This is a genomic window from Mesorhizobium sp. LNJC405B00 (genome assembly GCF_000502615.1).
Taxonomy (GTDB): domain Bacteria; phylum Pseudomonadota; class Alphaproteobacteria; order Rhizobiales; family Rhizobiaceae; genus Mesorhizobium.
This window is the reverse complement of the sequence record NZ_AYWC01000001.1, coordinates 720049-741640: the sequence shown is the minus strand read 5'-3', so window position 1 is coordinate 741640 and position 21592 is coordinate 720049. Positions and strand designations below refer to the sequence as shown.

Below are 21592 nucleotides of genomic sequence, written 5' to 3'. Positions count from 1 at the left end.
GGGCTCACACGTGCTTGCGGCCGCCTGTCTCGCGGAACCAGCTGTCGGGGTAGGGGTACCACCAGTCCTTGATCGCCGGTCTGTGGTCGATGATGACCATCTTGGAGCGTCGGAAGGCGTCGAGTCCCTGGCGTCCCAGCTCGCGGCCAAGGCCTGATGCCTTCCAGCCGCCGAAGGGCAGGGCGTCATTGTCGATCAGCGGGTTGTTGACCCAGACCATGCCGGCCTCGAGCCGCTCGGCCGCTTCATGCGCCTCGGCGAGGTCGGTGGTGAAGACCGAGGCGCCGAGCCCGAACGGGCTGTCATTGGCAAGCCGGATCGCTTCGTCGAAATCCTTTACGCGGCAGATCGCTGCGACCGGCCCGAAACACTCTTCGCGCACGATCGCCATATCGGGTGTAACCCCGGTCAGGATCGTTGGCTCGTAGAACCAGCCATTGTTGTGCGCCGGCGGAATGCGCCCGCCGGCAACGGCTATAGCGCCGTTGCTGATAGCATCATCGACCAGCCGCATCACTTTCGCCCGGGCGGCTTCGCTGACCAGCGGGCCGATCTCGGTCTTGTCCATGCCATTGCCGATGCGCAGCGCCCGCGTCTTCTCGGCGAACAGCTCGACGAAGCGATCGTGAACCGAGTCGACGACAAAGAAGCGTTCGGCCGAGGTGCAGACCTGGCCGGTCAGGTGGAAGGCGGCGGTGACGCTGCCGGCTGCCGCCACGTCGAGCGGCGCGTGCTCGCTGATGATCAGCGGATCGCTGCCGCCGGCTTCGATGACGCAAGGCTTCATGCGCTCGGCGCAGGCGACTGCCACGGCTTTGCCGGCGGCGACCGAGCCGGTGAAGGCGACAGCGTGGGTGCGCTCGGAGGCGATCAGCGCCTGCGCGGTGGCGGCCGTGCCAGGCAGGCAGGCGACCAGCCCTTCCGGCAGTGAACGGAACACCGTCATGTAGTCCAGCGTCGACAGCGTCGTCGCTTCGGCCGGCTTGATGACGCAGCCATTGCCGGCGGCAAGCGAGGCCGCGACGGTCCAGCACATCAGCAGGATCGGGAAGTTGTAAGGCATGATGTGCACGGAGACGCCATACGGCTCGTAGCGCGCATACTGGAACGAACCGGCCTGGGTCGTGCCGGCGATCTTGCCGGCATCGTCGCGCGCCATCTCGGCGTAGTAGCGGAAGATCGGCGCGCAATTGGCGATCTCGCCGATCGCTTCGGGATAAGGCTTGCCCATCTCGCGGACCATCAGCTCTGCGCAGCGGGTGAAGTCCGCCGCCTCGATGGCGTTGGCGACCGCATGCAGATGCTTTGCCCGGCTCTTGGCATCGAGCTTCTTCCAGGCGGCTTGTGCCGTGGTTGCGGCACACAGCACCGCATCGACCTCACCGTCCGTTGCGGCGGAGATCGAGCCGACGGTCTCCAGCGTCGCCGGATCGATCACCGGTTTTGCCGTGCCGGTCATCGGCCGGTAGTCCGGATTGACGAAGAAAGCCGGCCGGTCAGCGGAGAATTGCATGGTCGTCCTTTCAGGTCCGCTCAGCGGATCATGTAGACCTTCTTGATGGTCTCATGGACGGTGCAGACGCCTTTCCAATTCTGAGGAAAGAACGCCGCCGTGTCCGGCTCGATCTGGATGACCTCGCCCGATTCGTGCACATAGGTGCAGCGGCCCTCGAGGAAGTGGCAGAACTCGTCGCGGGTGACATGGCAGTGCCATTTGCCGGGGGTGCAGACCCACAGGCCGCATTCCGAACGGCCCTCCGGCCCCTTGTAGAGCAGCTTGCCCGAGGTGTGGGACACGCCCTCGATCATGGTCGGGATGACGCCCCAGTCGACGAGGTCGGTGATGGCAAGCGGGGATTGCATGATGGGCGTGGTCATGGCGATTTCCTTTAAAAAAGTGCTCAGCGGCACATGAAGGCCTTGGTCAGTGTTTGCGTGATGGTGGAGGTGCCGGCCCAGCCGGCGGGGAAGAACACCAGCATGCCGGCCTCGACCGGGATCTCTTCGCCATTCTCGCGGACATAGGTCCCGCGGCCCGACAGGAAATGGCAGAACTCGTCGGCGGCAAAGGTAACCTTGCGGCTGCCTGGCGTGCACGACCACAGGCCGCATTCGCTTGAGCCGTCCGGGTTCTGCGAGAGGATCCTGCCCGAGGCGCGCGGCGAGCCGGCAAGCGTGTTGCTGCCCCCGCCCCAGTCCTCCAGTTTCACGGTCGAGGCCTTTGGCCAGTGCGGTGTCGGCATATTGGGAAGCTCCGTTGCTGTTCAAGCCAGCATGTAGACGTTGCGCATGGTCTCATGCACGGTGCATTCGCCTGTCCAGCCGGCAGGGAACATGACCACGGTCCCGGCTGCGACTTCTACCACCTCCCCGGCATCCGACCGGTATGTCGCGCGGCCGGCGACGAAATGGCACAATTCGTCGCGCGGAATCGAGAGCCGCCAGCGGCCGGGCGTGCAGACCCAGATGCCGGATTCCGGCTGGTTGTTGGGTCCTTTGTGGACAAGCCTGCCGGTCGAGTGCGACGCGCCGTCGAGCGCGTCGGACTGGGCGCCCCAGTCGACGAGGTCGGTGCGGGTGGAGGCTTGGTAAAGGTGCGGGGCGGAGGAGGTCACAGCAACTTCTCCAGCAACCCTGCGGCCTTTTCCGGTCCGTTCTGTGCCCGCATCTGCGACGAGGTCTTCGCCAGCTTGGCCTTCATCTTGGGGTCGGTCAGGCAAGCCTCGATCCTGCTGACCAACTGGGCGTCGCTCCAGTCGTAGCGCGGCATGCCGAAGCCGTGGCCGGTTTCCTGGACGCGGGTGGCGTTGTCGTGGCCGTCCCAGACATAGGGCATGATGATGGCCGGCTTGCCGAAATAGAGGCACTCCGTGAACGAGTTGTTGCCGCCATGGTGGATGACGGCATCGACCTGCGGGATGACTGAAGGCTGCGGAAACCAGCTCTCGACGATGACGTTGTCCGGCACATCCGTGTACAGGTCCTTGTAGCCGCCGACATTGACCAGCGCGCGGTAACGGGTCTTGCCCAGTGTTGTGATGATGCGCTTCAACAAATCGACATCGCCAGCGCCGAGGCTGCCGAAGGAGACATAGAGCAGCGGCCCGTCATTGTTCTCGGCGAAGGTCGGCACGGCGTATGGCTTTTCCTGCCGCACGCAGCCTTCGAGATACTGGAATTTCGTCGTATCAAGCGGATGGCGGCGTTTGAACTTTGCCGCTTCGGGATAGAGCAGCAGATTGAGATAGGGCGAGGCCTCGAAGAACTGACCGACCGGGTATGGCGCTTCATTGTTTGCGGTGAGGAAGGCGTTGAAGTCGTCGTGGATGGGCTTGATCACCGCATTGAAATGATCGCGATAGCGCTGGTGGCCGACATGGTCGTTCTCGCCGCAACCGGAGAGATGCGGCGGGATGTCCTCATCCTCGATCTCGTTTTCCGAGCAGGAGATGACGCGCACCCAAGGCTTGCCGAACTGTTTGATGGCCGGAAACAGGATGACATTGTCGACGCAAATGACATCAGGCTTGATGGCGGCCAGGACTCGCGGCAAATCCTTCTGCGCCCATTTGGCGCTGTCGACAATCGCGGTCCAGCAATCCTTCACGTAATTGTCGACCTGATCGTAGGGCGATTTGCGGAAGTTCGGGATGTGGCCGTTGATGAAGTCTTCCCAGAATTTCGCCATCTGCTCGGGCGGCATCGGCTCCGACAGGTTCACCGGATGCGCTTCGAAGCCGTAACCCTTGTAGACATCGACAAAGCCGGGGTCGGACAGGAACACTGCCTTATGGCCGCGCGCCTCGACGGCTTGCGCGATGCCGACCGAATTGAGCGCCGGGCCGTAGGCCGCTTCGGGAAAAAACGCGATCGTCTTCTGCGCCATCAAGCTCTCCTATTCCTGAAAAATTCTGACATCGGCGGCGTCCCAGCCGAGTTCGACCTGATCGCCCGACGAGACCGGCCGGCGGTCGGCGGCATCGGCGGTGACGCGCACCAGAAATGGTTTTGGCGACAGAGGCGTGCGGACATGCAGCTGCAGGTCGAGCCCGTGATAGGCCAGCGCCTCAACCGTGCCGGCGATGCGGTTGGCGGTCTCGGCTGACGGGAACAGCCGGATGCGCTCGGGTCGCACCGAAGCGACAGCGGAAGCGCCGGGTGTGAGCTTGGCGGGAACCTTGCCGGTGATGCGCGCGCCGTTCGCGGCGATCACGCCATCCGCAGACATCTTGCCCGGTACGAAATTCATCACGCCGATGAAGTCGGCGACGAAACGGTCGGTGGGATGCTCGTAGATCACGTGCGGCGTGTCGCATTGCAGCAGCTGGCCGTCCTTGAGCACCGCCATGCGGTCGGCCATGACGAGTGACTCTTCCTGGTCGTGGGTGACGATGACGAAGGTGATGCCGACTTCGTGCTGCAGGCGCTTCAGCTCCATCTGCATGGCGCCGCGCAGTTTCTTGTCCAGCGCGCCCAGCGGTTCGTCGAGCAGCAGCAACCGAGGCCGTTTGACCAGCGCGCGGGCGAGCGCGACGCGCTGCTTCTGGCCACCCGACAAATGCTCAGGCTTACGGTCGGCGAAGGGGACAAGCTCGGTGGTGGCCAGAATGGCCTCGACGCGGGAACGGATTTCAGCTTTCGGCAAGCGCTCCATCTCCAGCCCGTAGGAGACATTGGCGCGCACGCTCATATGCGGGAACAGCGCGTAGGACTGGAACATCAGATTGACCGGCCGCTTGTTGGGCGGGGTCCGGGCGATGTCTTTGCCATCGAGCAGTATGCGGCCGTCGGTTGGCGTCTCGAAGCCGGCCAGCATGCGCAGCAGCGTGGTCTTGCCGCAGCCGGAGGGTCCAAGCAGCGCGAAGAACTCGTTTTCGCGGATGTCGAGCGAGATGCCGTCGACGGCGGTGACCCGGCCGAACTTCTTCGAAACGTTATCAATGGCCAGCAGCGTGCGCGGTTCGCTCATTGGCCGATGATCCCACGGTTGAGCCGCTGCGACAGGGTCAGCGCGGTGATGGATACCGCCATGACGATGGTCGCCAGCGCGTTGATCTCCGGCGTGATGCCGAAGCGGATCATGGCGTAGATCTGCATAGGCAGCGTCGTCGAGGCGCGGCCGGCACCGGCGGTGAAGAAGGCGATGATGAACTCGTCGACCGAGAGCGTGAAGGCAAGCAGAGCGCCGGCAATCACTGCCGGCGCGATGACCGGCAATGTCACACGCCGGAAGGTGGTCAGAGCCGAGGCGCCGAGGTCGGCGGAGGCCTCGACGATCGACCAGTCGAAACTCTTTAGCCTTGCGCGCACCACCGAGCAGACGAAGGCGAGGTTGAAGACGACATGGGCGAGGATGATGGTGTGCAGGCCCATGGTCAGGTTTAGCATGGAGAAGAACGACAGCAGAGCGATCGCCAGGACGATGTCGGGGATGATCATCGGTGCGAAGATCAGCGCCTCGAGACCCCTGCCGTATTGCCGGCGCATCTCGATGCCGATGGCCAGCAGCGTGCCGAGCAGCGTGGCGATGGCCGTGGAGACCAACGCCACGATCAGCGTGTTGAGCGCAGCGGAAAGGATGGCGGAATTGCCGGCCAGCGAGGCATACCATTTCAGCGAAAAGCCCGACCATGCCGTCGGCAATCCGCCTTCGTTGAAGGACAGCGCCACCAGCACGGCGATGGGGATGTAGAGGAAGGCGAAGACGAGGGTGAGGATCGTCCGCATGCCGAGCGTACGGGTGAAGGAATGGGTCATCGCCGGCCTCCGACAATTGGAAGGCAAGCGAACGACCAGAGTCCTTCTCCCTGTTCACGGGTAGAAGATACCGGCAGGCAGATGAGGGGTAGCGCTGAGCGTCGCAAAGGTTGACGCCGCCCCTCATCCGCCCCTTCGGGGCACCTTCTCCCGGTGAACGGGGAGAAGGCAAGAATTGCGCAGCGCTCAGCCATCGGCGTCACCCTTTGCCTCAGCCGCACGCCCCGCGGCGCGGTCGGCGGCGAGCGCCTGCGCCATCAGCACCAGAAGCATGATGGCGATCAGCGCCATGGCGAGCGCTGCGCCGAACGGCCAGTCATTGGCAGTCAGGAACTGGTCGTAAACGAGGTTGCCGATCATCTGGAAGCGGCCGCCACCGAGCAGCGCCGGGGTGACGAAATTGCCGATCGACAGCACGAAGACGAAGACAGCACCCGCAGCGATGCCGGGCACGGTCAGCGGCAGGATGACACGTCGGAAAGTGGTGGCAGCGGAGGCGCCGAGATCGCGCGATGCCTCGGCCAGTTCCGGGTTGAGGCGCGACAGCGGCGCGTAGCAGGCGAGGATGACGAAGGGCAGATAGTTGTAGACGAGGCCCGCGATGACCGAGCCTTCGGTATAGAGCATCGAGGGCGGTTCGCCGGTGTAGCCGAACCAGCGCAGCAACTGGGTGATCAGCCCTTCGCGGTTCAGCAGCACGATCCAGGCATAGGTGCGGATCAGATAGTTGGACCAGAACGGCAGCACGGCGAAGAACAGGAAAATTGGCTGCCACCGGCGCGGTGCGGCCGCGATCGCATAGGCTGCGGCATAGCCAATCACCACCGCAATCAAGGTCGCGGTGCCGGCGATACGTGCTGAGTTGAGGAAGATGCCGGCATAGAGCGGGTCGAAGACCAACCCGAAATTTTCCAGCGTCAAAGTGTAGTCGATGCCGCCATAGACGCCGCGCCGGAAGAAGGCGAGCGCCAGCACCAGGGCGCATGGCACCACCATCAGCGCGGTCAGCCAGACCAGCGCCGGGGCCATCAGCAGAGAGGAACGAAGTCGGGTCTGGGACAATTTCTCGGGTACCGCTCAGGGCCGGCGGCAGAAGTGCTGCCGGCCGTGAAGTCTGCGCCGCTTACTGCGCGGCCTTGATCTCGCTGACGATCTTGGAATAGTCGCGCTGGGCTTCGCCGACGTCACGCAACTGCTCGAACTTGACGAGATCGGCCACCGGCATCGCCATGTTGGGGAATTTGGCCAGGAAGTCGGCCGGCAGGCTTTCCATCGCCGGCTTGTTCGGCACCTTGTAGTCGATGTTCTGCGCCGCCCAGGCGTGGTTCTTGGCGTCGAGCATGAAGTTGATGAACTTGAAGGCGTCGTCCTTGTGCTCGGACGCCTTCATCACCACCATCGTGTCGACCCACAGGTCCGAACCTTCTTTAGGGATGACGTATTTGATCTCCGGCTTGTCGGCGATGCCGTAATTGCACCAGCCGTCCCAGGCCTGCACCATCAGCGCCTCGCCGGAAACCAGCTTGGAATAGAAGGTGGTGTCGTCATAGGCGAGCAGGGTCTTCTTGGCGGAGATCAAGAGGTCCTTGACCTCGGCCATCTTGGCCGGGTCGGTCTCGTTGACCGAATAGCCCTTGTCGAGCTGCCCGGCGGCCAGCAGCCAGCGATCGGTCGCCAGCATGGTGGTCTTGCCCTTCATCTCGTCGGAAGGGGCGAGCAGGTCGCTCCAGCTCGTGGGCGCCGTCTTGACAAGGTCAGAGCGGTAGCAGAGGCCCGTCGTGCCCCAGGTGTAAGGCACGGAGAAAGCGTTGCCGACATCGTGCGGCAGCTTGGTCGCTTCGGGATAGAGGTTGGCGAGGTTGGGGATCTTGGCATGGTCGATCGGCTCGGTCAGGCCAAGCTTGTTTAATACTTCGGCGAAGGGCGAGGAGACGAAGACCACGTCATAGCCCTTGCCGCCGGCGGCAATCAGCTTGCCCATGATCTCTTCATTGGTGGCGTGCACCACCACTTCGCCGGCAACGCCGGTGGCGGTCTTGAAAGCGGCCATGGCGTCGGGTGCCATGTACCCATCCCAGTTCGAAATAACGAGGTCGGCTGCGGCGGCCGGCACCGAGAGCGTCAGGGCGAGACCGAGAGCGATTGAGGATGTATTGAGCGCACGGCGCCGCAGGCTGGTAGCGGTCATGGCAGTCTCCCATTCGGTTTGATCGTCGAAATCATTTGCCGGACCAAGGCCGGCGACGCGCGCGCCTGCCTTGATCCTGTTCCCTCGGTCTTTTCTCGCCGATTGTGCCGACAGTACTATTGCAGAAAAAAGTACGTCAATCCATAATCTGTCAACGACGGAGGAATTTGGCCGATTGTCCCTGTTCCGGCGATCAGCCAGACCAATGCGCCACATTCGCATTCGAGAAAAGTCATGCAAGCCGTAGCCAGACGACCTCGCACCAACCATCTCGATCTGGCGCAGCGCATCCTGGATGTGGCGCGGCAGCGTGGCTTCGAGCCTGGCGCCCGCCTGCCCGAACAGCAGATCGCCTCGCTGTGCAATGTCTCGCGCACGCCGGTACGCGCCGCACTCGGCCTGCTCGCGGAACGGGGCGTGGTGCGCTGGGAGGCCGACAGCGGTTATCATCTGACGGTCGACCTCGCCGCCCAGCCCGCCATTGCCGCCGAACTACCCAGTGCGGAGGAAGACGAGCTCGCCGAAGCCATCCTGCGCGACCGCTCGGCGCGACGGTTGGACCAGACGGTGACCATCGCGGGGCTGATGCGACGCTACGACGCTGATCGCAAGACGGTACTAAAAGCACTTAACAAACTGACCGACGAGAATCTTCTGGATCGTGCGCCTGGGCAATCCTGGTTGTTTCGCCGCGCGCCGGACGATCCGGAGGCGCAAGGCGAAAGCTACGAGTTCCGCCTGGTGCTGGAGCCGGCGGCCATCCTGACGCCAGGCTTTCGGCTGGACGGGGCGCGGGCAGCAATGTTGCGGCAAGGCATGGAAGCGCTTGCAGCGCTGCCGGACGAGACATTCGACACGCGCGAGTTCCAGCGGCTGGACATGGATTTTCATGGCATGATCGCCGAGGGCTGCGCCAACCGTTTTGTGTCGGATGCATTGGCCGATCATCTCCGCCTGCGCCGGCTGCCGGGCATCTATTCCGGCGTCAACGTGTTTCGGCTGCGGCAATCGCTGCGCGAACACTCGGGCATACTCGACTATCTTGAAAGCCGGCAGTATGAGGTGGCTGCCGATCTGCTTCGCATCCACCTGCGGCTCTCCCGCAGCCAGCGACCGCAAGCAGCCAGCCGCGGAGCTCCCGCACTGTTCGGCATGATCAGCCGGCCGGATTGAAGAGGAATAATTGACGCGTAAAGCCAGCCCGACCATCGCGCTGTTTCCCGAAGCCAGTTTCGGCGCCGCGTTGAATTGCGTCGGTATCGCACAGGCATTGCGCGCACGGGGCGCTCGCCCCGTCTTCATCTGCCATGCCGGCTTCTCCGGCGTCTTTACCGACTATGGCTTCCAGGAATACCATCTGCCGACGGATGAGCCGCTGAGCGACAGCGACCGCCAGAGCTATTGGCAGGCCTTCGTGCGCCGGCACCTGCCGCATTTCCGGCTGAGCCCGATCGACCAGCTCGAGACCTATGTCGCGCCGACCTGGCAAGCGATCGTCGACACCGCCGTCAACGCCGAGGCGCCGCTGCGCCAATTGCTGGCGCGGCTGAAGCCGGACGCGGTGGTGCTCGACAACGTCATCATGTTCCCGGCGATCGCCGCCGCCGGCTGCCCGTGGGTGCGCGTCGTCTCCTGTGCCGAGACGGAACTGCNATCATGTTCCCGGCGATCGCCGCCGCCGGCTGCCCGTGGGTGCGCGTCGTCTCCTGTGCCGAGACGGAACTGCCGGATGCCGAGGTGCCGCCTTATCTCTCGGGGATGGGTGCCGAGGACCCGCAACGTGCGGCGTTCGAAGCGCGCTATCTCGCGGCCTCCGCACCCGCGCATGAGTGCTTCAACCGTTTTCGCGCGGATGCCGGCCTGGCGCCGTTGCCCAAGGGCCTGTTCCTCGAGACATCTCCCGACCTCAATCTGCTGCTGACGCCAGCGATCGTACGGCGTGAGCGGGCCGAGCCGCTCGACCCCAAACGCTTCGTTTATCTCGAAGGCTGCGTGCGCTCGGAAGGGCCGTTCGAGGTGCCGGTGTTTCCGCGCAATGGCGGGCCGCTGGTCTATGTCAGCTTCGGCAGTCTCGGCGCGATGGATGTCGGGCTGATCGAACGCATGCTCGCCGTCTTCGACCGGCTGCCGGCGCGCTTCATCGTCAATGCCGGCGGCCTGCGCGACGCCTACCGCGCGGTGCCGGACAATGTCTATCTCGACGCCTGGTTTCCGCAGCCTTCGGTGGTGGCGAAGTCGGACCTGTTTATTCATCACGGAGGAAACAACAGTTTTTGCGAGGCGCTGCGCTTCGGCGTGCCATCGCTGATCATGCCCTATTGCTGGGACGGACATGACAATGCGCAACGCGCGGGAGAGACGGGCGTGGGCGACCATATCGGCCGCGACGCCTGGACCGAAGGGGGATTGGAGAGAGCCATTCTCGGCCTGCTGGCCGACGATGCGATGCGCGCCCGCCTCAGGGACAATGCTGCCAAGATGGCGCTGACCCCTGGAACGGATGTGGCCGCGCAAGCCATACTCTCTCTCATAGGTACGTGAACCAAAATGCAGGACAAAAATACCAACACCGCTCTCTTCACCGGCAACGATCCCAAGGCCTGGCTCGCCCAGCACGGCATCACGGAGGTCGAGTGCCTGGTGCCCGACATGAATGGCGTGCTGCGCGGCAAGGCGCTGCCGACAGCAAAATTCCTCAAGGCGCTGGAAGACCGCGCACTCTACCTGCCGAGCAGCGCTTTCCTGGTCAGCATCGATGGCCGCTACTCCGGTTCGATCGACGAAGGCTTTGCCTATCAAGACCCGGATATGCGCATGGTGCCTGATATGTCGACGCTGTGCCTGGCGCCGGGCGGTGGCGCTGGCAAAGCCTATGTCTTCGCCGACGCCTTCCACATGGAAGGCAAGCCCTGGATGGCCTCGCCACGACATGTGCTGCGCGCCGTGCTCGATCTCTACCGGAAGCGCGGTTGGCGCGCGGTGGTGGCGCCGGAAGTCGAATTCTATCTGGCCGCGCCCAATCCGAATCCCGACCAGCCGCTGACGGCACCGGTTGGCGCCAATGGCCGCGCCGAGGGCTCGCAGCATCCCTATGACATGGTGGCGCTGGAAGAATTCGAGCCGGTGATAAGGCGCGTCTATGATTATGCCGCAGCCGCCGGCCTGCCGCTCGACACGCTGATCCATGAATCGGGCACCGCGCAGCTGGAGATCAATCTGCTGCACGGCGACGCGGTGCCACTCGCCGACCAGGTGCTGCTGTTCAAGCGGCTGACTCGCCAAGCGGCGCAGCAGAGCGGCATGCACGCCACCTTCATGGCCAAGCCGATCGCCGCGCAGGCCGGCAGTTCGATGCATCTGCACATGTCTGTCGTCGATGAAACGACAGGCGCCGCGCTGTTTGCCGACAGAGATGATGCAGACACCGAAATGTTCGGCCATTTCATCGGCGGCCTGCAGAGATATGTGCCCGAGATCATGCCGCTGTTCGCACCCAACGTGAACTCGTTCCGCCGCATCCGGCCGAACCACAGCGCACCGGCCAACATCGAATGGTCGCATGACAACCGCTCTTGCGGCCTGCGCGTGCCGGCAGGTGGCCGCGCCGCCCGGCGGGTAGAGAACCGCTTGCCGGGAGCGGATTGCAATCCCTATCTGGCGATCGCCGGTTCGCTGCTTGCCGGCTATCTCGGCGTCGAGCAGAAGCTGGCGCGCTCGGCTGAGGCCTCGGGCAATGCCTACAAGATCAAAAGCACGCTGCCGAAAACGATGGAGGAGGCGCTTGATCGTTTCATTGCTTGCGAGCCGGTGCGGGCATTGCTCGGCGAGGATTTTTTCCAGACCTATCTGCGCGTCAAGAGCGTCGAACTCGACCTGTTCCAGAGCGTGGTGACGAGCTGGGAACGCGACCATTTGCTGCTGAAGGTGTGATCATGGCCTCCGGCTCAACGGGTTTCAATTCGAGCCTCGATATCGGCAATTCCTATTATGTCGCCACCGCCAATCCGGCGCCGGACCATCCGGCGCTGGTGGGAGATGTCGGCGCCGATCTGGTGGTGGTCGGTGGCGGCTGCACCGGCCTGTCGGCCGCCCTTCATGCCGCCGAGCGCGGCCTGAAAGTAGTGCTGCTCGAAGGCGGCAAGATCGGCTGGGGCGCGTCGGGCCGCAATGGCGGCCAGATGATCCCCGGCCTGCGCAAAGGCGCCAAGGGGCTGGTCAAGCTCTATGGCCCCGAGCGGGCGAAGGCGCTGTTCGATCTCGCCTTCGAGGCGCGGGGCCTGGTGCTCGACATCATCGAGCGCCACGCCATCGACTGCGATCTGTGGCTGACCGGCCACCTCGTCGGTGCCGTTAATGGCTCCGACCTCAGGGATCTCGAAGACGAGGCCAAATGCCTCGAGAGCGTGATGAAGTTCCGCGACGTCGAGATCCTGTCGGCGGCGCAGGCACGCGGCAAGGTGGACACGCCCTATCATGGCGCGATGTATGAGCCGCTCGGCGGCCATATGCATCCGCTGAACTACACGCTCGGCCTTGCCCGTGCCGCCGTGGCGGCCGGTGTCGTCATCCACGAGAATTCGGTGGCGGTGAAACTTGAGCGCGAACCTTCGATCCGGGTCTCGACATCAAAGGGTTCGGTCAGGGCCAGGCATGTCGTGCTGGCGGGCGATGCGCTGCTGCATGGGCTGGAGCCGCGCGTCAACAGCTGCATCATGCCGGTAGGCAACTATATCGTCGCCACCGAACCGCTGGAGGGCAAACACAATGTGATCCCGGCCAATGTCGCGGTGTCCGACACACGCTTCGTCGTCAACTACTACCGCATGTCGGCGGACGGTCGGCTGCTGTTCGGCGGCGGCGAGCGCTACACGCCATCGCCGCCGGCCGACATCGCCGGCTTCGTGCGGCCGCACATGGAGGCCACCTTCCCGCAACTGAAGGGCTGCCGCATCGATCATGCCTGGGGCGGCCTGGTGTCGGTGACCACGTCGCGGCTGCCGCATGTCGGGCACTATGGCGAGGTCTATTTCGCGCATGGCTATTCCGGCAAGGGCGTCATCCTGTCAACGCTGTCGGGCAAGCTCTTGGCCGAAGCGATTACGGGCGACGCCTCGCGGCTGGACCTGTTCTCGACGCTGACGCCGATGCCGTTCCCGGGCGGTACGGCGCTGCGGGGCCCGCTCTATGTGCTGGGGATGTTGTGGTACGCCATGCGCGACCGTATCAAGCATTGAGGTTAGTACCGGCGGGTGGATCATCGGAGGATTGCATGCGTGATTTTCAGTTCCCCGGCCGCTCGCCGGTTCGCGCAACGGAAGTTATGGCGGCGACATCGCATCCGCTGGCGACGCTGGCCGCCATCGACATGCTGCGCTCAGGCGGAAATGCGATGGACGCCGCCGTCTGCGCGGCGGCGGTGCAAGGCGTCGTCGAGCCGCAATCGACCGGCATCGGCGGCGACTGTTTTGTGCTCTACAGTCCCAAAAGCGAGGGCGAGGTGCTGGCCTTCAACGGCTCGGGGCGGTCGCCTGCTGCTGCAAATGCCGATTGGTATCTGGAGCGGGGCCATGGCGAACTGCCTGCGGCCGGACCGCATGCCGTCACCATACCAGGCGCCATCGATGCATGGTGCCGGCTACTCGAGGACCACGGAAAAAAGGGCATCGACGCCGCGCTGGCGCCAGCCATTCGCTATGCCGAACAAGGCTATGTCGTTCATGATCGCGTCGCCTTCGACTGGGCCGACGAGGTCGCCCTGCTCTCAGCCGATGAACATGCCGCGCGCATATTCCTGCCCGAGGGAAGGGCGCCGCAAGCCGGCGATGTGCATCGGCAGCCGCACTTGGCGGACACCTTGCGCATCATCGCCAACCGAGGCCGTGCAGGGTTTTATGAAGGTGAAGTCGCGGACGATCTGGTGGAACGTCTTCGCGCGCTGGGCGGGCTGCATGCATTGGAGGATTTCGCCGAGACCCAAGGCGACTACGTCACGTCGGTGAATACGTCCTATCGCGGCTACGATATCCATCAGATGCCACCGAACAATCAGGGCATGACGGCGCTGATCATGCTGAATGTGCTTTCGGGCTTCAGCCTTGGTTCGTTGGAGCCGAACAGTGCCCAGCGGCTGCATCTCGAGATCGAAGCCGGCCGGCTTGCCTACCAGGACCGCGATACTTTCATCGGCGACCAGGATTTCGTCCAGGTCCCCGTCGAACAACTGCTGTCGGGAGCTTATGCGGAGCGGCTGCGCGCCGCCATCGATCCGGCCCGCGCCATGACGCATCTGCCGCGGCTTGAGCTGCCGCGCAGCGACACGGTCTATATCTCCGTGGTCGACCGCGACCGCAATGCAGTCAGCTTCATCAACTCGACCTTCGGTTCCTTCGGCAGCGGCGTCGTCGGTCCCAAGACAGGCGTCGTGCTGCAGAATCGCGGCAGCAGTTTTCGCCTCACGGAAGGCCATCCAAATCGTATCGCGGCGCGAAAGCGACCGATGCACACCATCATGCCTGGCATGGCGACGCGAGGGGGTAAGGTGGTGATGCCGTTCGGGGTGATGGGCGGCGGCTACCAGCCGTTCGGCCATGTCCATCTGTTGACCAACATGATCGATTTCGGGATGGACCCGCAGCAGGCACTGGATGCGCCACGGGTGTTCTACAAGGACAATGCCGTGCTGGCCGAGCGCGGGATTCCGGCTGAGGCGATCGCCGGCCTGCGTCAGCGCGGCCATCAGGTTTCGATCGCCGAGGAGCCGCATGGCGGCGGCCAGTTGGTGCTGATCGATTGGGAAAAGGGCACGCTCACCGGTGCCTCCGATCCGCGCAAGGACGGTTGTGCGCTGGGCTACTGATCTGCGTTGCTGGAATGCGCATTCAGAACCAGATCAGCCAGACAAGCTGCAGGATTACCAGTGCAATGGCGTCCCAGAAGATGAGTTCCCCCATCGAGAACCAGCGCCGCGACAGGTTGAAGCTGTAGAACAGCCGCCAGACAAGTGCCGCGGCGGCCAGCGGCACCAAAGCGAGTAGCGAGCTCACGGCAGCCGCGCTCCCGAAACCGCATCGAACGTGTGCAGCGCCGCCGGCGGAAAGCGTAGATAAAGCGGCTGGCCGGGATCGAAAGCGCGATCGTCATTCACAGTCCTGACGATCAGCGCGTTGGCCTCGCTCTTGGCGAAGATCAGGACGTCCGGCTCGACCGGTTCGACGACGTCGACGGCAAACTGGATGGCATCGCTTGCGGAGGCGTCGACCAGCTGGATCTGTTCCGGGCGAATGCCGAGCACGATCGGGCCGTCAGGCTTTCCCGGCAGCGGGCAAGTGAAACCGCTGGCGTGGAAGACGCCGGCGCGGACATCGCCATCGAACGTGTTCATCGCTGGACGGCCGATGAATTCGGCGATGAAGCGATTGGCAGGCCGCCGATAAATCTCGCGCGGGTCGTCGTACTGGATCAGCGCGCCTTCGCGCAGCACCGCGACCCTGGTCGCCAGCGTCATCGCCTCTTCCTGGTCGTGGGTGACGAAGACGAAGGTCTTTTTCAGCTCGCGATGCAGCCGCTTCAGCTCGGTGCGCATGTGGAGCCGCAACAAGGCGTCGAGATTGGACAGCGGCTCATCCATCAGACAGAGGCTAGGTTGCCAGACCAGGGCGCGGGCCACAGCGACGCGCTGCGCCTGGCCGCCCGACAATTGCGAAGGGCGGCGGTCGAGGTAACGGGTGATTTCGAGCAGCTCGGCCATGGCGCGGACGCAGCGGTCGAGCTCGGCGGCCGGCATCTTTCGGATGCGCAAGGGATAGGCGATGTTCTCGTAGACGCTCTTATGGCTGTAGAGCGCATAGTTCTGGAACACCATGCCCATGCCGCGCAGGCGCGGCGGCAGGTCGGTGACATCAAGGCCCTCGACCATGATGCGCCCGGCGGTCGGCCGCTCCAGCCCGGCGAGCAGCCGGCAGGCTGTCGTCTTGCCGGAACCAGAGGGCCCGAGCAGAACCAGGAATTCGCCGGGCTCGAAAGCAAGATCGAGCGCCTGCAGCGCCACCGTCCCGTCCGGGAAGGCCTTGGTGACGCCGTCGAAAACAATTGCCATGCAAGGATCCCTTCAACCCTTGACCGCGCCGAAGGTGAGGCCGCGGACGAGCTGTTTCTGGACAAGGAAAGTGAAAAGCACGATCGGCAGCGTCGCCACGATGGCGACCGCCGCGACTTGGCCCCATAGCGTGCCATGCGGCGTCACCAGCCCCGGTATGCCGACGGTCAGCGGCCGCCCGTCGAAAGCGACGAGGATGAAGGCATAGAGGAACTCGTTCCACGACAGGATGAAGCAGAGCACCGCTGTGGCGCCCATGCCGGGTGCGGCCAGCGGCGCGACGACGAAGAAGAATGCGCCGAGCCGCGAGCGGCCGTCCATCATCGCGGCTTCGTCGATCTCCCTGGGGATTTCGGCGAAGAAGCCGCGCATCATCCAGACGACGAGCGACAGGTTGAAGGAGGTGTGGGCGATCACCACGGCGTAGATGGTGTCGATCAGGCCGAGCGAGGTGAAGAACAGGAACAGCGGCACGGCGATCGAGATCGGCGGTGCCATGCGCGTGGTCAGGAAGAAGAAGAACAGGTCTTCCTTGCCGGGGAAATTGGAGCGGGCAAAGCCGTAGGCAGCCGGCGCGCCGATGACGATGCAGAGCACCGTAGACGACACCGAGATCAGCACCGAGTTGATTGCCAGCGGCCAGTATTCCTTGTCGATGAAGACGGCGGGATAGTTGGCAAGCGTCGGCGAAAAAATCCATTTCGGCACAGAAGACAGAAGATCGACGCGGTTCTTGAACGACGCCAGCACCATCCAGACATAAGGCGTCAGCGCCACCACGACGGCGACGAGCAGCACGGCCCAGGCAAAGCTCCTCCAGGCGCGGTTGGTGGATTGATCGATCATCGCAGCGCCCTCAAAACGCCCCCACCTGCTTGCGGCTCGACCAGTAGACGGCCTTGTAGAAGACCGAGCACAGGATCAGCACGACGAGATAGATCATGAAGGCGACCGCGGCGCCGTAGCCGAGGTCCCAGTTACGGAAATTGACGCGGTAGGCGTAGATCGAGACCAGCTCGGTCAGCGTTCCCGGTCCGCCGCCGGTCATCAGGAAAACCTTGTCGAACTCCTTGAAGGCGTCGATGCCGCGCAGCAGCAGCACGAGCGCGATGACCGGCCGCAGCAGCGGCAGCATGACGTCTCGGAAAATCTGGAACGGTTTGGCGCCATCCATCATCGCCGCCTCGAACGGCGCGCGCGGCAGGCTCATCATCCCGGCGAGCATGATCAGGGTGACGAAAGGCGTCCACTGCCAGACATCGATGGCGACGATGGTCGGAAACACCAGGTCGGGTGCCGAAAGCACCGCCGAATTCTGCGCCAGCAGGCCGACCTTGCGCATGTAGAAGGTGAGCATGCCGAAATCGCCCTGCAACAGCAGCCGCCAGATCAGCCCGACGGCGACCGGCGCGATCATCATCGGGATGAGCAGCAGTGTGGTGAGAAGCCGCTGGCTGGCGACGAAGCGGAAGATCAGGAAGGCCAGCGCAAAGCCGAGCAGGAATTCCAGGCCGACGGCGATGATGACGAATTTCAGCGTCAGCAGGAACGATGCCCAGAAGAATGGGTCGTTGCGCATCAGCTTGCGGAAATTGTCGAAACCGACGAAGGCGCCGGCATGGCTGGCGTCGGCGAAGCTGAGGTCGGTCAGCGCGGTGTAGACCATGTAGTAGAACGGGCCGACCAGGAAGACGACGACGAGCAGCGTCGCCGGCAGCATCAAGAGCGGCCCCACCCCACGGTCGAGAAGCGGCATTCCGCGCGGCGATGGAGTGCGGTTCGTCACGGGCGTTTCCTGCGGACAAGAACGGCTACCCGCTTGTGCGGGTAGCCTCTGCGCGACATCTCAAGGCCTATCGTGCCGGATAGGTCATGGGTGCGCAAGAACCGAGCAGTGTCGAGATGTCGGTGGCGGCGGTGTCGAGGGCGGCCTGCGCCTCCTTTTCGCCGGCGAGGTAGGATGACAGTTCGCGCACCAGTATGTCGGTCATCTCGGCCGATTGCGGCAGCGTCGCCTTCGGCACCGCATGCTCGTTGGCCTCCATCGAGGCCTTGGCGTAGGGCAGTTTCTGCACCTCCGCCGAGGCATAGACATCGGGCCGGCCCGAGGCGCCGCCATTGAGATGCTGCTCGAGCTGGCGGTCATAGCCCATCATCCACTGGACGAAGAGGAAGGCGGCCTGTGGGTTCTTCGAATAGATAGGGATGAGATAGGTCCAGCCTTCGACCTGGCCGATCTTGCCGCCTTCGCCTTGCGGCACGAGATCGAAGCCGACCTTGCCGACGACGGTGGAGGCGGTTGTGTCGACCGACACGGCATAGGTGGCGTCGTTCCACATGATCAGCTCGGCGACCTTGGCTTGCTGCATCAGCGCCATGACGTCGTCCCAGAAATAGTTGAGGCTGTCCGGCGGCGAGAATTGCAGCAGGCTCTTGTAATATTCGAGCGAGGCGACGGCCTTGGGGCTGTTGACGATGACCGGGCCGCAGGCCGAGCCGCTCTTCACGTCGAGCACGTCGCCGCCGAAGGAATAAAGGAAGTTGAGCCACTCATACCACAGCGCCTCGTGGCGCTTGCCCTGCAGGGCGGTGCCGTAAAAGCCCTGGTCGGGGCGATAGAACCATTCGGCGATATCGCGATACTGCTTCCAGTCCTTGGCGGGAGCGAGGTCGTAGCCATACTTGGCCTTGAAGCCTGCCTGCTCCTTGGGATCGGCGAGCAGGTCCGACCGATACCACATGAACATGTTGAGCACGGTGAAGGGGAAACCGTACTCCTTGCCGTCATACCAGGAGATTTCGTGCCAGGCAGTCTGGTAGAGCTGCTTCTCCGGCTCGAAGCTCGGATCGCGCAAAGCCGGGTCGGCCATCATCTTGGCGATTTCGACCAGATGGTTGTTGGTGGCGAACTTGCCGAGTTCGCGATGCGGCTGGATGATGACGTCGTAGCGGCCGCGGTGCGAGTTGAGATCGAGCTGCACCTTGTTGACGGCTTCCGAGTGCTCGTACATCTCGACTTCGACATGGATGCCGGTCTGTTTTTCAAACTCCGGCGCCATCTTCTTTAGCGCTTCGAGCGGCGGCAGCGCCTCGCCGACCATGCGGATGGTCTGGCCGGTATAGGGTTTCGACGCCTCTTTCAGATCCCACGCGGCCGCTTGTGTCACTTGCCACGTCAGGGGCCACACAAATACGGCTGCGACGAGCAGTCTGGACGCGGTACGTCTCAGCGGCTTGAGCATTCTTCCCTCTCCCTAGACGTCGTGCCTGGCGGGCCGGCGCCCGTTCTGTCATAAAATGTGTGGTACTGCAAATCAAAATGTGGCACCTTGCAACAAATGGTTGGGAGGTGTTAACAGACCGGCAGCAAACCGGCTTTCCCGACCAGGCGAGGGACCTTTCGGATGGACTTCATCTTCATGCTGACGCGCCACGATCGCACGGTCGAGGACTGTCTCGACCTGGTCGATTTGATTGAGCCGGTCGGCCTGAAGCATGTCGGCTTCAAGGATATTGGCGTCGCGCCGGATGTGCTGCGCAAGCTCGCTGTCGCCATTGGCCGGACAGGCGCCACCACTTACATGGAAGTTGTCTCGACGACGGCTGAGGCCTGCCTTAATTCCGCGCGCATCGCCAGGGATCTCGGCATCCAGCGCCTGCTCGGTGGTACTCAGGTCGACGAGATCATGGCGTTGCTGGAGGGGAGCGGCACCGAATACTACCCTTTTCCCGGGCGGCCGGTCGGCCATCCGACCAAGCTCGGCGGTTCGGCCGAGGATGTCGAGGCCGACTGCCGCGCCTTCGCCGAGAAGGGTTGTGCGGGATGCGACATCCTCGCCTATCGCGCCACCGAGGCCGACCCGGCCGAACTGGTGCGCGCAGCCCGGCGCGGGCTTGGTCCGTCGCGGCATCTGATCGTCGCCGGTGCTGTGGCATCAGCCGATCGGATCAAGGCAATCAAGCTGGCCGGCGCCAACGCTTTTACCATTGGCACAGCGGTTTTCGATGGCTCCTATTCGCCGACGAAAGGTTCTATCCTCTCGCAACTGCGGGATGTCCTCGCGGATTGCGAGCGTGTCTAGTGCCAGTCATCGGCATCGATCTCGGCACACAAAGCCTGAAGGCGATCGTTGTCGACGACGAATTGCGGCTGCGTGGCGAGGCCGCTGTGCTGTACCAGCCGGCCTTCCCGGCGCCCGGCTGGGCCGAACTGAACCCGGCGCTGTGGCTGGCGGCGCTCAAGCCGGCCATTGCCGGCGCGCTCGACAAGGCTGGGCTTGCGCCGTCCGACATCAAGGGTATTGCCATTGCCGGCCAGCTCGACGGCTGCGTCGCGGTCGATGGCAATGGTGAGGCGCTGGCTCCGTGCATCATCTGGATGGACCGGCGGGCGGCAGGAGAGATCGCCGGCATCGATCCGGACTTCATCCGCGAGCGCACCGGTCTTGTCCTCGATGCCACGCATATGGCGGCGAAAATCCGCTGGGCAGCGCGCAACCTGCCCGAAGCGCGCCGGGTGGCGCTCTGGCATCAACCGGTATCGTTCGTGGTCGCGGCGCTGTGCGGTCGTGCCGTCATCGATCACGCGCTGGCCTCGACAACCATGCTCTATGGACTGAAGGAGCACAACTATGCCGGCGATCTGCTGGCGGCCTTCGACATCGATGCAGATAAATTGCCCGGCATCGACGATGCATCTGAGATCGCCGGCGCCTTGACGCACGCCGGCGCCGAGCTCACCGGTTTGCCTGTGGGCACGCCGCTGGCGGTCGGCACCGGCGATGATTTTTCGGCCGCCATAGGCGCCGGGGTCGTCGTGCCCGGTGTCGTCGCCTGCAATCTCGGCACGGCCGAAGTGGTCGGCGCGGTGTCCGGCACGCTTCGCCTCGACCCCGGCGGCCTGGTCGAGACCCATGGCTTTCTCGGCGACGGCTATTTCATCTCCAACCCCGGATGGCTCTCGGGCGGCGCGGTGACGTGGTTTCTAACAACCTTCGGCGTCGATTCGCCGGCGGCGATGTCGGAATTGGCGGCGACGGTGGTTGCCGGCAGCGACGATTTGCTGTTCTTGCCCGCGTTGTCCGGTGCCATGGCGCCGCGCTGGATCGCCGAAGCGCGTGCCGCTTTCTACGGCCTGACATCCTTCCACGGCAAAGCGGCCTGCGCTCGCGCAGTGCTGGAAGGCTGCGCCTTCGCCATGCGCGACGTTGTCGACCGGCTGGACGAGCTCGGCATAACAACCGGGCGCATCCGGCTCTCAGGCGGTGGCGCGCGCAGCCGGGTGTGGGGGCAAATCCGGGCCGATGTCAGCGGCAGGCCGGTCGAGATCGCGGGTGCGGCCGATGCCTCGCCGATCGGTGCGGCAATCCTTGCCGCCGCAGCCATCGGCCTTACCTCCTCAGTGCGGCAGGCGGCTGAAAGGCTGGCCGGCCACATCGAGACGATCGACCCTGATCCTTCCGCCAAGGCCGCCTACGACAGAAGTTACCGCCGGTATCGCACCTTGTTCGATGCCCTGACCCCGCTTCATGCTGACTGACCGGACTGCATCC

20 protein-coding genes and 1 pseudogene are annotated in these 21592 nt (G+C 63.9%); 7 read left to right on the top strand and 14 right to left on the bottom strand.

What is annotated here, in order from left to right:
• Positions 1-4 precede the first annotated feature (4 nt).
• The 9 genes from X756_RS161610 to X756_RS161650 form a co-directional block, all read right to left on the bottom strand.
• Complete coding sequence (locus X756_RS161610) at positions 5-1513, bottom strand: aldehyde dehydrogenase family protein (RefSeq protein ID WP_023728598.1); 1509 nt, start codon at positions 1511-1513, stop codon at positions 5-7.
• Positions 1514-1533: 20 nt separating this feature from the next.
• Positions 1534-1878 carry a cupin domain-containing protein gene (locus tag X756_RS161615; protein WP_023672951.1) on the bottom strand — a complete coding sequence of 115 codons (345 nt, stop codon included), beginning with the start codon at positions 1876-1878 and terminating at the stop codon, positions 1534-1536.
• A 23-nt stretch (positions 1879-1901) separates the two neighbouring features.
• Positions 1902-2243 carry a cupin domain-containing protein gene (locus X756_RS161620; RefSeq protein WP_023672950.1) on the bottom strand — a complete coding sequence of 114 codons (342 nt, stop codon included), beginning with the start codon at positions 2241-2243 and terminating at the stop codon, positions 1902-1904.
• A gap of 21 nt (positions 2244-2264) precedes the next feature.
• Positions 2265-2615 (bottom strand): cupin domain-containing protein, encoded by a 351-nt coding sequence (locus X756_RS161625; protein ID WP_023672949.1) that lies wholly within the window; start codon positions 2613-2615, stop codon positions 2265-2267.
• Positions 2612-3886 carry a glycosyltransferase gene (locus tag X756_RS161630; RefSeq protein ID WP_023672948.1) on the bottom strand — a complete coding sequence of 425 codons (1275 nt, stop codon included), beginning with the start codon at positions 3884-3886 and terminating at the stop codon, positions 2612-2614. The genes X756_RS161625 and X756_RS161630 overlap by 4 nt, the downstream gene beginning before the upstream one ends.
• A 9-nt stretch (positions 3887-3895) precedes the next feature.
• Complete coding sequence (locus tag X756_RS161635) at positions 3896-4969, bottom strand: ABC transporter ATP-binding protein (protein WP_023728597.1); 1074 nt, start codon at positions 4967-4969, stop codon at positions 3896-3898.
• Positions 4966-5757 (bottom strand): ABC transporter permease, encoded by a 792-nt coding sequence (locus X756_RS161640; protein WP_023672946.1) that lies wholly within the window; start codon positions 5755-5757, stop codon positions 4966-4968. Before X756_RS161640 ends, X756_RS161635 begins: the two co-directional genes overlap by 4 nt.
• 186 nt (positions 5758-5943) lie before the next feature.
• A complete protein-coding gene (locus X756_RS161645; protein WP_023672945.1) occupies positions 5944-6786 on the bottom strand; it encodes an ABC transporter permease in 843 nt (280 codons plus the stop codon).
• A gap of 94 nt (positions 6787-6880) precedes the next feature.
• Positions 6881-7945 (bottom strand): spermidine/putrescine ABC transporter substrate-binding protein, encoded by a 1065-nt coding sequence (locus X756_RS161650; RefSeq protein WP_023685711.1) that lies wholly within the window; start codon positions 7943-7945, stop codon positions 6881-6883.
• A 234-nt stretch (positions 7946-8179) separates the two neighbouring features.
• Between X756_RS161650 and X756_RS161655 the strand changes: the two genes are divergently transcribed.
• From X756_RS161655 to ggt, 5 genes and pseudogenes are all read left to right on the top strand, one after another.
• Positions 8180-9118 (top strand): GntR family transcriptional regulator, encoded by a 939-nt coding sequence (locus X756_RS161655; protein WP_023685712.1) that lies wholly within the window; start codon positions 8180-8182, stop codon positions 9116-9118.
• 10 nt (positions 9119-9128) lie between these two features.
• Positions 9129-10486, top strand: a pseudogene (locus X756_RS01000000165145) (glycosyltransferase).
• Positions 10487-10492: 6 nt separating this feature from the next.
• Positions 10493-11875 carry a glutamine synthetase family protein gene (locus tag X756_RS161660; RefSeq protein WP_023728596.1) on the top strand — a complete coding sequence of 461 codons (1383 nt, stop codon included), beginning with the start codon at positions 10493-10495 and terminating at the stop codon, positions 11873-11875.
• A gap of 2 nt (positions 11876-11877) precedes the next feature.
• Positions 11878-13179 (top strand): FAD-binding oxidoreductase, encoded by a 1302-nt coding sequence (locus X756_RS161665; RefSeq protein ID WP_031237764.1) that lies wholly within the window; start codon positions 11878-11880, stop codon positions 13177-13179.
• A gap of 35 nt (positions 13180-13214) precedes the next feature.
• The gene (gene ggt / locus X756_RS161670; protein WP_023728594.1) at positions 13215-14801 is read left to right on the top strand and encodes a gamma-glutamyltransferase; all 1587 of its coding nucleotides are present in this window, start codon (positions 13215-13217) and stop codon (positions 14799-14801) included.
• A 22-nt stretch (positions 14802-14823) separates the two neighbouring features.
• Here the strand turns inward: ggt and X756_RS1000000168560 are convergent, their stop codons facing one another.
• From X756_RS1000000168560 to X756_RS161690, 5 genes are all read right to left on the bottom strand, one after another.
• Positions 14824-14988, bottom strand: coding sequence for a hypothetical protein (locus X756_RS1000000168560; protein ID WP_023728593.1), 165 nt, complete (start codon positions 14986-14988; stop codon positions 14824-14826).
• Positions 14985-16040, bottom strand: coding sequence for an ABC transporter ATP-binding protein (locus X756_RS161675; protein WP_023728592.1), 1056 nt, complete (start codon positions 16038-16040; stop codon positions 14985-14987). The genes X756_RS1000000168560 and X756_RS161675 overlap by 4 nt, the downstream gene beginning before the upstream one ends.
• Before the next feature lie 12 nt (positions 16041-16052).
• A complete protein-coding gene (locus X756_RS161680; RefSeq protein ID WP_023728591.1) occupies positions 16053-16886 on the bottom strand; it encodes a carbohydrate ABC transporter permease in 834 nt (277 codons plus the stop codon).
• A 10-nt stretch (positions 16887-16896) separates the two neighbouring features.
• Positions 16897-17826, bottom strand: a complete 930-nt coding sequence (locus tag X756_RS161685) for a sugar ABC transporter permease (protein ID WP_156941321.1) — start codon at positions 17824-17826, stop codon at positions 16897-16899.
• A gap of 67 nt (positions 17827-17893) precedes the next feature.
• Complete coding sequence (locus X756_RS161690; protein ID WP_031237761.1) at positions 17894-19207, bottom strand: sugar ABC transporter substrate-binding protein; 1314 nt, start codon at positions 19205-19207, stop codon at positions 17894-17896.
• 237 nt (positions 19208-19444) lie between these two features.
• On the opposite strand from X756_RS161690, the gene X756_RS161695 reads away from it, so the two are divergent.
• Both X756_RS161695 and X756_RS161700 read left to right on the top strand, forming a co-directional pair.
• Positions 19445-20122 carry a hypothetical protein gene (locus tag X756_RS161695; RefSeq protein WP_023712278.1) on the top strand — a complete coding sequence of 226 codons (678 nt, stop codon included), beginning with the start codon at positions 19445-19447 and terminating at the stop codon, positions 20120-20122.
• Complete coding sequence (locus tag X756_RS161700) at positions 20122-21579, top strand: FGGY family carbohydrate kinase (RefSeq protein WP_023728588.1); 1458 nt, start codon at positions 20122-20124, stop codon at positions 21577-21579. Before X756_RS161695 ends, X756_RS161700 begins: the two co-directional genes overlap by 1 nt.
• The last annotated feature ends 13 nt before the right edge of the window (positions 21580-21592 follow it).